The sequence below is a fragment of the Nocardiopsis moroccensis genome (assembly GCF_055763695.1).
Genome location: NZ_CP199747.1, coordinates 711,967 through 726,361, shown reverse-complemented (window position 1 = coordinate 726,361; position 14,395 = coordinate 711,967). Strand labels below are relative to the sequence as shown.

Below are 14,395 nucleotides of genomic sequence, written 5' to 3'. Positions count from 1 at the left end.
CCTCTCAGGCTCGGGCCCCGCCCGCCCGGTCCCATCCCCCGTCAGGAGAGCCGGTGCTCCAGCGAAGCGGAGATCAGACCGCGGAAGAGCGGGTTCGCGTTGGTCGGACGGGAGCGCAGCTCCGGGTGCGCCTGCGTCGCAACGAAGAACGGGTGCGTTTCCCGGGGCAGTTCCACGTATTCCACCAGCTTGCCATCCGGGGAGAGGCCGGAGAACACCAGACCCGCCTCCTCCAGCTTGGACCGGTAGGAGTTGTTGACCTCGAACCGGTGCCGGTGGCGCTCGGACACCTGCGCGGCACCGTCGTACAGGTCCCGCACCAGGGTGCCCTCGCCCAGGGACGCCGGGTACATGCCCAGCCGCATGGTGCCGCCCATGTCACGGTCACCGGAGACCACGTCGGCCTGGTCGGCCATGGTCGCGATGACCGGGTCGACGGCCTTGTCGTCGAACTCGGTGCTGTTGGCGCCCTCCAGCCCGAGCACGTTGCGCGCGTACTCGATGACCAGCCCCTGCAGGCCCAGGCAGATGCCCAGCAGCGGCACCCCGTTCTCACGGGCGTAGCGGATCGCGCCGAGCTTGCCCTCGATACCGCGTACGCCGAAGCCGCCCGGGATGAGGATGCCGTCGGCGCCGTCGAGCTCGGAGGCCGCACCCGAAGGGCTGGCGCAGTTGTCACTGGCCACCCAGCGGATGTTCACCCGGGTGTCGGTGGCGAAACCGCCCGCGCGCAGGGCCTCGCTGACCGACAGGTAGGCGTCGGGCAGGTCGATGTACTTACCGACCATGGCGATGGTGACCTCGTGGTCGGGCTGGTGCACGCGACGCAGCAGCTCGTCCCACTCGGTCCAGTCCACGTCCCGGAAGGGCATGCCCAGACGGCGGACGACGTAGGCGTCCAGGCCCTCGCGGTGCAGGACCTTGGGGATGTCGTAGATGGAGGGGGCGTCGGGGGTGGAGACCACGCCCGCCTCGTCGACATCGCACATGAGGCTGATCTTGGCCTTCAGGCTCTGCGTGATGGGGCGGTCCGAACGGCACACGATGGCGTCGGGCTGGATACCGATGCTGCGCAGGGCGGCGACCGAGTGCTGGGTCGGCTTGGTCTTCATCTCCCCGGCCGGGCCGAGGAACGGGATGAGGGAGACGTGCAGGAAGAAGCAGTTCTCCCGGCCGATCTCGTGCCGGATCTGGCGGACCGCCTCGAGGAAGGGCTGCGACTCGATGTCGCCGACCGTGCCGCCGATCTCGGTGATGACGATGTCGACGTCGGGGGAGTCCATCGCGTAGATACGCGACTTGATCTCGTTGGTGATGTGCGGGATGACCTGCACGGTGTCACCGAGGTAGGCGCCCTGGCGCTCCTTGGCGATCACACTGGAGTAGATCTGCCCGGTGGTGACGTTGGCCGAGGCGGACAGCTCGACGTCGAGGAAGCGCTCGTAGTGGCCCACGTCCAGGTCGGTCTCGGCACCGTCGTCGGTCACGAAGACCTCGCCGTGCTGGAAGGGGTTCATCGTCCCCGGGTCCACGTTGAGGTAGGGGTCCAGCTTCTGCATGGTGACCCGAAGGCCCCGCGACTTCAGGAGTCGGCCCAGGCTGGAGGCGGTCAGGCCCTTACCAAGACTGGAGGCGACGCCGCCAGTAACGAAAAGGTGCTTGGTACTCGCGGCGGATGCCAAAGTGTTGCTCCCGTGGTTTGAGTGGCTACGGCGGGCTCGGACGAGCTGAGCGGCCGTGCGGCGGTCCGGTTCCGGCCGGCGGCTGTGCCGTTCCGGTACGTCGGACTCCACGGGGCACCAGGATAACAGGCCCCCCGGTCGCCCACACCCGGGAACGCCTTTTCCCGGTCCGCTGTTCCCGGTCCCCACCTGCACGGTTGCCGCAAAGCCCTGCTACCGGGCCGGTCCGGTCCCCGCGGCACCGGTCCACGTGGCGAAGGCAACAGCACCGGCCGACGCCGCCGGACGCCGGCGACGAGGACGCGGGTGTGATGAACGGCCGCCCCTCCTCCCGCCGGAGACGCGCCCCGTCGTGGCCCGCCCGCGCTCAGGCGGGGAAGGCGCCCGCCCGGCCCAGGTAGGCGGGCGGCTGCTTGCCCAGGCGCTCGCCCATCCAGTCGCCCAGGGCGGCCGCACCGACCAGGCTCACCCCGGTACGCAGCCCACTGCGGTGCAGCATGTACAACAGGTCCTCGGTGGCGATGTTGCCGGTGGCGGCCGGGGCGAAGGGGCAGCCGCCGAAACCGCCCAGGCTGGAGTCCAGCACCCGGACCCCCTCCTCCACCGCGGCGAGCGCGTTCGCGTAACCGGTGTTACGGGTGTTGTGGAAGTGACAGCGCAGGGTCCGCCCGCCCGCCACCTCCGCCGTGCGGCGCAACAGGTCCCGCACCTGGGCGGGCACCCCGACCCCGATCGTGTCGGCCAGCGCGACCTCCACCGCGCCCGTGTCCGCGATCCGGCGCACGACCTCCACGACCCGCTCCGGCGCGACCTCACCGTCGAACGGGCACCCGAAGGCCGTGGAGACGGTGACGCTCAGCGGAACGCCCGTCCCGGCCATTTCCCGGTCCATCTCGGCCACCGAGTCCAGCATCTCGTCGACCGTGCAGCCCTGGTTGCGGGTACAGAACCCGTCGGTGGCCGGCACCGCCACGTTGACCTCGGACACCCCGGCTGCCAGCGCCCGGTCCAGGCCGCGCCGGTTGAGGGCCAACCCGATGAAGGACACCCCGGGCTCGCGCCCGACCTCGGCCATGACCTCCTCGGCCCCCGCCATCTGCGGCACCCGCCTGGGGTTGACGAAACTGACCGCCTCGATCCTGCGCACCCCGGCTGCCACCGCGCGCCCGATCAGCTCGACCCGCTCCCCGACCGACAGCACGGTGGCCTCGTTCTGGAGGCCGTCCCGCGGCCCCACCTCCACGATCTCCACCTGCTCGGCACCCTCGGGCCCACGGTCGTCCGCGGTCATCGGCTCCACCTCTCCACGCCCCGTCGCGTCTGCCCGCCCAGGCTAACGGAGCCCAAGGTGACCCCGGTCACCGGGTGAGCCGCCAGCAGTCGCCGCCGGACCCCGGCGGCCCGCGCACGAGGCCCCTCAGCGGGGCTCAGGCGAACGTCAGCGCAACGCCAGGGCGGGCCGGACCTCCCAGGTCGTCCAGACCGGCCGGTAGCCCATGCGGTGCCAGAACGGCCCGGAGAGCGGGTTCATCGCCGCATAGTTGAGCACGGACACCCCCACCCCGTGGCTGTCCAGGGCCTGGTGCGCCTGGCTGACCAGGGCGGTACCGATTCCGTGGCCGCGCTCGGCCGCCGACACCACGCCGTAACCGATGTGCGCGATCGGGCGCGCTCTGACCAGGGACTTCGCCCAGCGGGAGCGTTCGGGCGGCGACACCCACAGCAGGCCCACGGCCCGGCCCCGGCGCTCGGCCAGCCAGATCCACGAGCGCGAACGGTTGAGCGCCCGAGCGGCGACCTTGCGGGTCTGCTCGGCGGTGTCGGGCTGCAGGAACACACCGCCGAAGTGCTGTTCGTAGCGGTGCTCCTCCATCAGCAGCCCCACCACCTGGGTCAGGTCACCGATGTCGGCCAGCCGGATCGCCACGTCGCGCGGCGGCAGCGACGGCGGCACTCCGCGGCGGCGCTGCCGGGCGGCGAGCACGGTGTAGGGCTGCAGCCCGTGACGCTGCAACGGAATGATGCCCTCGACGTCCCGTGCGGGCCAGCTCACCAGTGCCGCCGACTCCGAACCGGTACCGGTGGGCAGGTCCTCCAGCTGGTCGCGCCAACTGGTCAGCAGTGAGTCCAGGGCGCGGGCGGGCTCGGGGCCGCCGACGATGGGGGTGAGCCAGTGCTGGTCGGGCACGCCCCAGATACGGCCGACCTCGCCCGGCTGGTACCAGGTGTAGTGCATACTGCCCGCCGCGACGGTACGTCCGTCCTCGTCGCTGACGGTCAGGAGCGGGTAGGAGTTGGGGGCGAACCCCACGGGTTCGGGCAGCAGGGGGTCCGACTCCGCCCAACGCTGGGCGGCGGAACGCACCAACGGGTCGAGTCCGACGTCGCCTCCGGGCGACTCGTCGTGTCGCACCCGCGCGACATAACCGCTCATCCACCCCTCCCCTAGCGGGTCCTTCGTCAAGCGCACGCCCTCGGTCCCACCCGGACCGGGCCGAGGGGCGGACGCGGTTGCGTCGCGGTGTGCCCCTCACGGTCTGGTGCCGTCTCCGAACGCACGGTGTGGCGGCGAAATCGACCGTACCGCCTCACAGCGGTACAGGTGAACGGAAGCGGCAAAAGGAGGACCCAGGCAACGTGGCCCGTCCCTTCCGCACAATCCGTGCGGAAGCGGATGGACGCGCACCACGGTAACGGATCGGAGGCCGCTCTCAGGTGGCGGGGCGGCAGATCCGCCGACGCGGACCGCAGCGCGGGCACCCGGCGCGCCGGTTCAGCGCAGGGCGGTGCCGCCCTCGCTGACGGTGGTGTTGCGGCCCTGGTTGACCACCTCGGGGTCGCCGGAGGCGAAGGAGACCTGGTTGTCCACGCCCACGAGGACGATCTTCTCCGCGGCGCCCACCTCGACGACGGAGCCCCGCCCGGTGGCGCGCACCAGCCCGCACTCCCCGTCCAGGACCACCGTGGCGTCGTCGGCGGAGACCACGACCTCCCGGTTCGCGCACTCGTCGTGGACGTCCGCGCCGTCCTCCACTATCACTATGACCTCGTCATTGGTGACGCTGACCTCGGGATCCCGCTCATCCCGCCCCTGATCCGGGCCAGGGGTGTGCACGACCTCCACCGGTTCGTCGCGGTCCGGGCCGAATCCGCACCCGGCCCCCAGGAACCCGACCAGCACCGCTCCCCCGGCAGCACCCAGCAGCCGACCGACCATGGACTCCCCCACACCTCAAAAAAGGCAAAAGCGACATACGTCTTACGCAGAGCACAAGAGTATGTCACGCGAAGGTAACTACGCGACACAAACGTTCTTTGATCGTTCCTGTTCCGATACCGTCCGAGGGTGGGCCACGAGGGCCTCCCACACCCGAAACCCCGCACCGACAGGCCCTGGCGTCACTTCACCCCGGCGGCATCCATCCCCCGCAGCTCCCGCTTCAACTCACCGATCTCGTCCCGCAACCGGGCCGCCAGCTCGAACTGCAGGTCGGTCGCGGCCTGGTGCATCTGCTCACTCAACTGCTCGATGAGTCCGGCCAGCTCCGCCCGCGGCATGCCCGACACGTCCGCGCGATCGCCCAGTGCGGGCACCGGCGCCTTCGCGGACCTACCGCCACCCTGGCGGTACCCCGTCGACATGAGCTCCTCGGTGTCCACGTCCTCCCGGTTCAGGGTGTCCAGGATGTCCGCGATCTGCTTGCGCAGCGGCGTCGGGTCGATCCCGTGCTCGGCGTTGTACGCCAACTGCTTGTCCCGGCGCCGGTTGGTCTCCTCGATCGCCGCGCTCATCGAGTCGGTGACGTTGTCCGCGTACATGTGCACCTGGCCGGCCACGTTGCGCGCCGCCCGGCCGATCGTCTGGATCAGCGAGGTCTCCGAACGCAGGAAACCCTCCTTGTCCGCGTCCAGGATCGCCACCAGCGACACCTCCGGCAGGTCCAGGCCCTCACGCAGCAGGTTGATGCCCACCAGCACGTCGAACTCACCCACGCGCAGCTCACGCAGCAACTCCACCCGGCGCAGGGTGTCCACCTCACTGTGCAGGTACCGCACCCGGATCCCCAGCTCGGCGAAGTAGTCGGTGAGGTCCTCCGCCATCTTCTTCGTCAGCGTGGTGACCAGGACCCGCTCCGAGCGCTCGGCCCGCTCCCGGATCTCGTGCACCAGGTCGTCGATCTGCCCCTCGGTCTGCTTGACCAGGACCTCCGGGTCGACCAGCCCGGTCGGCCGGATGACCTGCTCCACCACGTCCCCACCGCTCTGCCGGAGCTCGTACTTGCCCGGCGTCGCCGACAGGTAGACCGACTGCCCGATCCGCTCCGTGAACTCCTCCCACTTCAGCGGCCGGTTGTCCATCGCCGACGGCAGCCGGAAACCGTGGTCCACCAGGGTTCGCTTGCGCGCCGCGTCGCCCTCGTACATCGCACCGATCTGCGGCACCGTCACGTGCGACTCGTCCAGGACCAGCAGGAAGTCCTCGGGGAAGTAGTCCAGCAGGGTGTTGGGCGCACTGCCCGGGTCACGCCCGTCGAAGTGCCGCGAGTAGTTCTCGATCCCCGAACACGTCCCGAGCTGGCGCATCATCTCCAGGTCGTGGGTGGTGCGCATCCGCAGCCGCTGCGCCTCCAGCAGCTTGCCCTGGCCCTCCAGCTCGGTCAGGCGCTCCCCCAGCTCCGCCTCGATCGTGCCGATCGCCCGCTCGGTCCGCTCCTCGCCGGCCACGTAGTGCGAGGCGGGGAAGATGAACATCTCCTGGCTCTCCCCCAGCACCTCGCCGGTCAGCGGGTGCAGCGTCAACAACCGCTCGATCTCGTCACCGAACATCTCGATGCGGATCGCCAACTCCTCGTACACCGGGATGATCTCGACCGTGTCCCCGCGCACCCGGAACGTCCCCCGGGTGAACGCCATGTCGTTGCGCGTGTACTGCATCTCCACCAGGCGGCGCAGCAACTCGTCCCGGTCCACCTCCATGCCGACGGCCAACTGGGCCATCCGGTCCACGTACTCCTGCGGGGTGCCCAGGCCGTAGATGCACGACACGGACGCCACCACGATCGTGTCCCGCCGGGTCAGCAGCGAGTTGGTCGCCGAGTGCCGCAACCGCTCCACCTCGTCGTTGATCGACGAGTCCTTCTCGATGTAGGTGTCACTCTGCGGGACGTACGCCTCGGGCTGGTAGTAGTCGTAGTAGGAGACGAAGTACTCGACCGCGTTGTTCGGCAGCATCTGCCGCAGCTCGTTGGCGAACTGCGCGGCCAGGGTCTTGTTGGGCTGCATGACCAGGGTGGGCCGCTGCAACTGCTCCACCGTCCAGGCCACCGTCGCCGTCTTACCGGTACCGGTGGCGCCCAGCAGCACGGTGTGCTCGTCGCCCTCCCGCACCCGCCTGGAGATCTCCGCGATCGCCTTCGGCTGGTCCCCCGCCGGCGTCATCTCCGAGATGACCTCGAAGGGTGCCTCACTGCGTTTGATGTCGCTGACCGGTCGCACTTGCCCTCTTCTCCCATCGAACGTCGGGCCCGCCCCCACGTGTGCCCCTCCACCCAACGCTACAGACCGCCTACGACATCCCCGCCGGGGCGAAGTCCGTCGGGCCTCCGTCAGAAGGACCCCCTGCTCCCAACGCCGCGGAGAACGGGGACACGGCTAACCGGCGCGGTCCAGGAGCCGGCGCCACAGCTCGGCGACCCGTTCGGCGAGCTCCTCGCGGGTCCCGGAGTTGTCCACCACGAAGTCGGCGGCGGCCAACCGGGTCTCCCGGTCGGCCTGGGCCGCGATCCGGGACCGCACCTGATCGCGCGGCATCCCCCGGTCCCGGGAGACCCGCTCGATCCGTGTCAGGTCCGGGGTGTCCACCACGACCACCACGTCGTACAACGACTCCAGGCCGTTCTCCACCAACAGGGGCACGTCGTAGACCACGACCCTGGCATCGGAGGCCAACGCCTGCTCCATCAGCTGGCCGCTGCGCTCGGCCACCCGGGGGTGGACGATCTCGTTGAGCCTGGCCAGCCTGTTCTCGTCGGCGAAGACGACCTCACCCAGCTTGGGCCGGTCCAACCGCCCCTCGGGGGTGAGCACCCCCTCACCGAACTCGGCGACCACCTCCGCCAGCCCCGGGGTCCCCGGTTCGACGACCTCCCGAGCGATGGCGTCGGCGTCGATCACCACCGCGCCGTAGTCGGACAGCGCGGACGACACCGCGCTCTTACCCGAACCGATCCCACCGGTGAGTCCCACTTTCAGCATGGCCAAACCCTAGAGGTCGGACGAGCCCAGCGTCACGCCGACCCCACGCTCACCTCGTCCAACTCCTTACGCATGTGCACCAGCACCAGGTGGTCGGCCACCCGTTCCCGATGCGTCTCGGCGTAGCCCAGCGCCCGGTACAGGCGCTGGTTCTGCGCGCTCTGCGCCCCGGTGAACAGGGTCAGCGCCCTCAGGTCCGGCCTGCGCGCCCGCAGGTCCCCCTCCACCCGGTTCAGCAGCGCCCGCGCGATCCCGCGGCCGCGCAGGTCGGGGGCGACCACGAGACGACCCACCACCCCGGTGGTGTCGGTGGTCCCCGCCCGCACCGCCCCGACCAGGCGGTGCCCCGCCAGGGCCTTGAGCACCAGGGTGTCCTCGTCGGCCAGGAGCCTCTCGATCCGGGACAACCCCTCGGTGAGCGGGAGGATGAACGGGTCCCCGTACGCCTGGGCCTCGTCGACGTAGGCGGCGCGCTGCAGGGTGAGGATCTCACCGGCGTCGCCCGGAACAGCCGGGTGGATGTCGAACACTTCGCCTCCTGGACAGGCCCCCGCCCTCAGGGGGCTCAGCAGCACCCTAGGGCATGTCCGGCGGACACCCGGACACGGCGAGGGGCCGCCCCCACCAGTGGTGGGGACGGCCCCTCGAACAACCGTCACCCGGGCCGGAGCCCGGCGAGGAGGCTTTAGGCCTCGCCGCCCGCGAGCTTCTCGCGGAGAGCGGCCAGCGCCTCGTCAGAGGCGAGCGCGCCGCTGGTGGACTCGGAGCTGGCCGACGAACCGCCGGTGCTCTGGCCACCACCGGTGTGGTCGTCCTCTTCCTCCTCCGGAGCAGGCGCGTTGGCGGCGTCGGCCTCGGCCGCCAGCGCCTCCTCGACCTGCTTGCGGTGAGCCTCGAAACGAGCCTGCGCCTCGGCGTAGCTGCGCTCCCACTCGTCCCGCTGAGCCTCGAAGCCCTCGAGCCACTCGCCGCTCTCGGGGTCGAAGCCCTCGGGGTACTTGTAGTTGCCCTGCTCGTCGTAGTCCGCAGCCATGCCGTACAGGGTGGGGTCGAAGTCCACCTGGTCGGGCGAGACGCTCTCGTTGGCCTGCTTCAGCGAGAGGCTGATGCGACGGCGGTCGAGGTCGATGTCGATGATCTTGACGAAGATCTCGGTGCCGACCTGGACGACCTGCTCGGGCACCTCGACGTGGCGCTCGGCCAGCTCGGAGATGTGGACCAGGCCCTCGATGCCCTCCTCGACACGCACGAACGCACCGAACGGAACCAGCTTGGTGACCTTGCCGGGAACGACCTGGCCGATCTGGTGGGTCCGGGCGAACTGCTGCCACGGGTCTTCCTGGGTCGCCTTGAGCGACAGGGAGACGCGCTCGCGCTCCATGTCCACGTCGAGAACCTCGACGGTGACCTCCTGGCCGACCTCGACAACCTCGCTCGGGTGGTCGATGTGCTTCCAGGAGAGCTCGGAGACGTGCACCAGACCGTCGACGCCGCCCAGGTCCACGAAGGCACCGAAGTTGACGATCGAGGAGACGACGCCCTTGCGGATCTGACCCTTCTGGAGGGTGTTGAGGAACGTCTGGCGGACCTCGGACTGGGTCTGCTCCAGCCAGGCGCGACGGGACAGGACCACGTTGTTGCGGTTCTTGTCCAGCTCGATGATCTTCGCTTCGAGCTCGCGGCCGACGTAGGGCTGCAGGTCGCGCACACGGCGCATCTCGACCAGCGATGCGGGCAGGAAGCCACGCAGGCCGATGTCGAGGATGAGGCCGCCCTTGACGACCTCGATGACGGTGCCGGTGACGACGCCGTCCTCTTCCTTGATCTTCTCGATCGTGCCCCAGGCCCGCTCGTACTGAGCGCGCTTCTTGGACAGGATCAGACGGCCTTCCTTGTCCTCCTTCTGGAGAACGAGGGCTTCGACCTGGTCGCCGACAGCAACGACCTCACCGGGGTCGACGTCGTGCTTGATCGACAGTTCCCGGGAGGGGATCACACCCTCGGTCTTGTAGCCGATGTCGAGCAAGACCTCGTCTCGATCGACCTTCACGATGGTGCCCTCGACAATGTCACCGTCGTTGAAGTACTTGATGGTCTCGTCGATCGCCGCGAGGAAGGCTTCCTCGGACCCGATGTCGTTGACCGCTACCTGGGGTGTCGAGGTGGCCTCGGTGCTGCTCGTCATTTGTGGGTGGACTCCGGATACGGACAGGTTCAGGAAATGGGCACGCCGCAGGTTCGAGCCCGTCGATCCGCCGTCCAGAAGTAAGAAGCGAGAGTCACATAACGGAACGAGCCGTCCGTGACCGCCAGCCGCCGGGTCCAGAGTGGAGACCGAAGCGGTGCAACCCTCCTGCCCCCTACGGAGACAGCAGACGCCCGCACGAACCCACAACGCTAACGTCAGAATATGAGACAAGGGCGTCCTGGTCAATCGGAACCCAGGGCCGCCAACCCGACGAAGGCCGTAATGGCCGCAATTTACCCGAGCATGCCAGGGAAGATCAACTAGGTCCCCGCCCATGTCCGACAGGGCCTGACGCCCCGCACGTCCCTCTCCGGCGGGGCCGGCCGGAGAGGTCCGGAAAAAAGTCGGCGGGAGGCTGCCCGACCGTCACCCGACAGCCCCCGCAAGGCCCCGCGTCAGTCCATCGGAGGGCGCGCGCGGGTCTTCTTGACGTCACTCCGACGACGCTTGGCCTCCAACCGGCGCCGCTTCGCCGACCGGCTCGGCCTCGTCCTACGGCGCTCCGGCGGCGGGGGCTCGATCGCCTCCGCCAGCACCCGGGCCAGGCGCTCACGCGCCTCCACCCGGTTGCGGACCTGGGAACGGTGCGTCTGCACCGACACCGTCAACACCCCGTCCACCAGACGGCCCGCCAGGCGCTCCAGGGCGCGCGCACGCCGCGTCGCCCCCAAGGCCCTGCAGGAGGCCACGTCCAACGACAGCGACACCCGGGTGTCCGAGGTGTTGACGTGCTGCCCGCCCGGCCCCGAGGACCGTGAGAACCGCCACGTCAACGCGTCAGCGGGAACGGTCACGGGCCCCACGGCCAAACCACCCGCGGTCTCTTCCTGCCCCGTCACCGTTCCCACCTCCGTTTTCAGCGCCGGCACCTAGTGCGCGGCGTCGTGCCAGTTCTGTCCGCTGCCGACCGAGACGCCCAGCGGAACACGCAGAGCATAGGCCGAGCCCATCTCGTGCGTCACGAGGTTTTCCACCGCCTCGCGCTCACCCGGCGCGACCTCCACCACGAGCTCGTCGTGCACCTGCAGCAGCACCCGGGACCCGTACCCGCCCTCGGTGAGCGCCGCGTCCACCTGGAGCATCGCCACCTTGATGATGTCAGCCGCCGACCCCTGGATCGGAGCGTTGAGCGCCATCCGCTCCGCCATCTCCCGACGCTGCCGGTTGTCACTCGTCAGGTCCGGCAGGTACCGGCGCCGCCCCAGGATCGTCTCCGTGTACCCCACCTTCCGGGCCTCGTCCACGACCGCGTTCAGGTAGTCACGCACCCCGCCGAAACTCGCGAAGTAGTCCTCCATCAGCTTCTTCGCCTCGTCCGGAGCCACCCCCAGCTGCTGGGACAGCCCGTAGGCGCTCAACCCGTACGCCAACCCGTAGCTCATCGCCTTGATCCGGGAACGCGCCTCACCGTCGACCTCGTCCACCGCGACACCGAACACCTGGGCCGCCATCTGCGCGTGGAAGTCATACCCGCTGTTGAACGCGTCGATCAGCGCCTGCTCCCCCGACAGGTGGGCCATGATGCGCAGCTCGATCTGGCTGTAGTCCGCCGTCAACAGCTCCTCGAAGCCCTCGCCCACCACGAACGCCCGCCGGATCCGCCGCCCCACGTCCGTGCGCACCGGGATGTTCTGCAGGTTCGGCTCGGTGGAACTGAGCCGCCCCGTCGCCGCCACCGTCTGGTTGAACGTGGTGTGGATGCGTTCGTCGTCCGCGACCGTCTTGATCAGACCCTCGACCGTGGTGCGCAGCTTCGTCTGGTCCCGGTGGTGCAACAGCACACCCGGCAGCTCGTTGTCGGTCTGCGTCGCCAGCCACGCCAACGCGTCCGCGTCGGTCGTGTACCCCGTCTTGATCTTCTTCGTCCTCGGCAGCTGCAGATCCTCGAACAGCACCTGCTGCAACTGCTTGGGCGAGCCCAGGTTGAACTCCCGCCCCACGACCTCGTGCGCACGCTCCACCGCACCGCGCGCCGCAGCGGCGAACTCCCCCTGCAAACCCTCCAGGTACCCGCGATCCGCGGCGATCCCGGCCCGCTCCATCCTGGCCAGCACGTCCACCAGCGGCAGTTCCACCCCGTGCAGCAGATGGGTACCGCCCCGCTTGTCCAACTCGGCGGACAGCACCCCGGCCAGGTCCCGGGTGGCCGCGGCCCGCACCGCCAGCCCGCGGCCGCGCCCGGCCTCGCCCTCCCCGCCCAGGTCCAGGGCCATCTGGGCGCCGTCGGTGTCCTCCTCCAGCTCCCGCCCCAGGTACTTGCGGCACAGGTCCGCCAGGTCGAACCGGCGCTGCCCCGGCTGCACCAGGTACGCCGCCAGGGCGGTGTCGCTGACCACCCCGCCCAGCGTCCAACCGTGCGCGCCCAGAGCCAACAGCACACCCTTGTACTCGTGCACCGCCTTGGGCCTCTCCGGGTCGGCCAGGAAGGCCGCCAATGCCTCGGTGTCGTCCGCGTCCAACAGGACCGGGTCGACGAACAGGGCGTCCCCGCTCGGCACGGTGACCGCCAGCGCGTCCACCCGCCCGGTGCCCCGACCCCAGGTGCCGTCGACGGCCACCCCGGCCGGGGCCTCCTCCGTGAGCCCCTCGGCGGCGGCGTGTTCGGTGAGCCAGGCGGCCACCTGACCCGTTCGAGCGACCGTCACCTCCACCGCGAAGCCCTCGGCCGCCCCGCCCGCCGACTCGTCCGCCGCACCGCCCTCGCCCGCGCGGATCGCCGCGTACAGGCGCTCGCGCAGGTTGGAGGCGAACTCCAGGTTGTCGAAGAGCGCGTCGATACCCGCCCGGTCCGCCTCGCCCAACCCCAGCTCGGCCACGGCGGCGTCCAGTTCCACGTCGGTGGCCAACCGGTTCAGCCGCTGGTTGCGCAGCACGTCGTCCAGGTGGTCGCGGAAACTCTGCCCGGCTTTGCCCGGAACCTCGTCCGCCCGGGCCACCAGCTCGTCCAACGAACCGAACTTCGTGATCCACTTGGCCGCGGTCTTGGGTCCCACACCCGGCACCCCCGGAAGGTTGTCGGCCTTCTCCCCCACCAACGCCGCCAGATCCCGATACCGCTCCGGGGTGACGCCGTACTTGTCCTGGACCGCGGCCGGGTCCATCCGGCGCAGGTCCGACAGGCTCTTACCGGGGTAGAGCACCGTGCAGTCCTCGGTCACCAACTGGAAGGCGTCCCGGTCACCGGAGGCGATCAACACCTCCATACCCGCCTGACCGCCCTGGTGCGCGAGCGTGGCGATCACGTCGTCGGCCTCGAAACCCGGCGCCGACAGGTTCGTGACCCCGATCAACCGCATCAGGTCCTGGGTCAGCGGCACCTGCGAGGGGAACTCGGGCGGGGTCTCCGAACGGCCCCCCTTGTACTCGTCGTACTCCTCGTGCCGGAACGTGGGGCCCGACAGGTCCCACGCCACCGCCACATGCGTCGGCTCCTCCTCACGCAACAACTTCACCAGCATCGACGCGAAGCCGTAGACGGCGTTGGTGGACTGCCCGGTACTGGTACCGAACTTCTCCACCGGCAGCGCGAAGAACGCGCGGAAGGCCATCGAATGGCCGTCCAGGAGGAGTAGGCGGGGGCGCCCGCCGCCGGCCTGGGATGTCTGTTCGGGGGTCTCTCGCTTGGTCACCACACAACGAATCCTAGGATGCGCTACAGACAGCCCGCGGCCACCACCACGGGAACACCCACCCCGCCCCGGCCGGTTCGACCGGATACGGGCCCACCTGACCGGATCGGAAGGCACACCATGACCACAGACGCCGACACGCTGCGCGAACTCCTCGACTCCGGAGCACTCGTCGGCGGACTGGGCAAGCACATGGGCATCGAGATCACCGAAGCCTCCCCCGAACGCGTCGTGGGCCGCATGCCGGTCGAAGGCAACCGCCAACCCTTCGGGCTCCTCCACGGCGGCGCCTCCTGCGTCCTCGCCGAGTCCCTGGGTTCCATCGGCTCCACCATCCACGCCCAACAGTTCGGCCGCATCGCCGTGGGCATCGAGATCAACGCGACCCACCACCGGTCCGCCACCGAAGGCCACGTCACCGGGGTCGCCACCCCCGTCCACCTGGGCCGCACCCTCGCCACCTGGGACATCACCATCAGCGACGACAACGGCAGGAAGGTGTGCACCTCCAGGCTCACCTGCATGCTGCGCGACGCGCCCCAGGGCTGACCCCGGCCCGCGCCACGAAACACAAGCGCCAC

11 protein-coding genes are annotated in these 14,395 nt (G+C 69.8%); 1 reads left to right on the top strand and 10 read right to left on the bottom strand.

Annotated features, from left to right (window positions below; all coding sequences use genetic code 11):
• Window positions 1-41 precede the first annotated feature (41 nt).
• The 10 genes from ACUKCB_RS03055 to polA form a co-directional block, all read right to left on the bottom strand.
• Window positions 42-1,682 (bottom strand): CTP synthase, encoded by a 1,641-nt coding sequence (locus ACUKCB_RS03055; protein WP_473038913.1) that lies wholly within the window; start codon window positions 1,680-1,682, stop codon window positions 42-44.
• 367 nt (window positions 1,683-2,049) lie between these two features.
• Window positions 2,050-2,973: a hydroxymethylglutaryl-CoA lyase gene (locus ACUKCB_RS03050; RefSeq protein WP_473038912.1), complete on the bottom strand. Its 924-nt coding sequence runs from the start codon at window positions 2,971-2,973 to the stop codon at window positions 2,050-2,052.
• 147 nt (window positions 2,974-3,120) lie between these two features.
• On the bottom strand, window positions 3,121-4,116 hold the full coding sequence (locus ACUKCB_RS03045) for a GNAT family N-acetyltransferase (RefSeq protein ID WP_191272163.1): 996 nt from the start codon (window positions 4,114-4,116) through the stop codon (window positions 3,121-3,123).
• A 339-nt stretch (window positions 4,117-4,455) separates the two neighbouring features.
• Window positions 4,456-4,899 carry a DUF3060 domain-containing protein gene (locus ACUKCB_RS03040; protein ID WP_191272165.1) on the bottom strand — a complete coding sequence of 148 codons (444 nt, stop codon included), beginning with the start codon at window positions 4,897-4,899 and terminating at the stop codon, window positions 4,456-4,458.
• A 182-nt stretch (window positions 4,900-5,081) separates the two neighbouring features.
• The gene (gene uvrB, locus ACUKCB_RS03035) at window positions 5,082-7,178 is read right to left on the bottom strand and encodes an excinuclease ABC subunit UvrB (protein WP_473038911.1); all 2,097 of its coding nucleotides are present in this window, start codon (window positions 7,176-7,178) and stop codon (window positions 5,082-5,084) included.
• A gap of 156 nt (window positions 7,179-7,334) precedes the next feature.
• On the bottom strand, window positions 7,335-7,937 hold the full coding sequence (gene coaE / locus ACUKCB_RS03030) for a dephospho-CoA kinase (RefSeq protein ID WP_473038910.1): 603 nt from the start codon (window positions 7,935-7,937) through the stop codon (window positions 7,335-7,337).
• Between the two features lie 32 nt (window positions 7,938-7,969).
• The gene (locus tag ACUKCB_RS03025; RefSeq protein ID WP_473038909.1) at window positions 7,970-8,467 is read right to left on the bottom strand and encodes a GNAT family N-acetyltransferase; all 498 of its coding nucleotides are present in this window, start codon (window positions 8,465-8,467) and stop codon (window positions 7,970-7,972) included.
• Between the two features lie 155 nt (window positions 8,468-8,622).
• Window positions 8,623-10,122, bottom strand: coding sequence for a 30S ribosomal protein S1 (rpsA, locus tag ACUKCB_RS03020; protein WP_473038907.1), 1,500 nt, complete (start codon window positions 10,120-10,122; stop codon window positions 8,623-8,625).
• Window positions 10,123-10,580: 458 nt separating this feature from the next.
• Complete coding sequence (gene arfB / locus ACUKCB_RS03015; protein WP_473038906.1) at window positions 10,581-11,024, bottom strand: alternative ribosome rescue aminoacyl-tRNA hydrolase ArfB; 444 nt, start codon at window positions 11,022-11,024, stop codon at window positions 10,581-10,583.
• Window positions 11,025-11,054: 30 nt separating this feature from the next.
• Window positions 11,055-13,817 (bottom strand): DNA polymerase I, encoded by a 2,763-nt coding sequence (gene polA / locus ACUKCB_RS03010; RefSeq protein ID WP_473038905.1) that lies wholly within the window; start codon window positions 13,815-13,817, stop codon window positions 11,055-11,057.
• A gap of 117 nt (window positions 13,818-13,934) precedes the next feature.
• Between polA and ACUKCB_RS03005 the strand changes: the two genes are divergently transcribed.
• Window positions 13,935-14,363 (top strand): PaaI family thioesterase, encoded by a 429-nt coding sequence (locus ACUKCB_RS03005; protein WP_473038903.1) that lies wholly within the window; start codon window positions 13,935-13,937, stop codon window positions 14,361-14,363.
• The last annotated feature ends 32 nt before the right edge of the window (window positions 14,364-14,395 follow it).

Coding starts and splice junctions, on each gene's coding strand:
- ACUKCB_RS03050 (WP_473038912.1), bottom strand. CDS start 2,973: ATGACCGCGGACGACCGTGGGCCCGAGGGTGCCGAGCAGGTGGAGATC.
- ACUKCB_RS03045 (WP_191272163.1), bottom strand. CDS start 4,116: ATGAGCGGTTATGTCGCGCGGGTGCGACACGACGAGTCGCCCGGAGGC.
- ACUKCB_RS03040 (WP_191272165.1), bottom strand. CDS start 4,899: ATGGTCGGTCGGCTGCTGGGTGCTGCCGGGGGAGCGGTGCTGGTCGGG.
- coaE (WP_473038910.1), bottom strand. CDS start 7,937: ATGCTGAAAGTGGGACTCACCGGTGGGATCGGTTCGGGTAAGAGCGCG.
- rpsA (WP_473038907.1), bottom strand. CDS start 10,122: ATGACGAGCAGCACCGAGGCCACCTCGACACCCCAGGTAGCGGTCAAC.
- ACUKCB_RS03005 (WP_473038903.1), top strand. CDS start 13,935: ATGACCACAGACGCCGACACGCTGCGCGAACTCCTCGACTCCGGAGCA.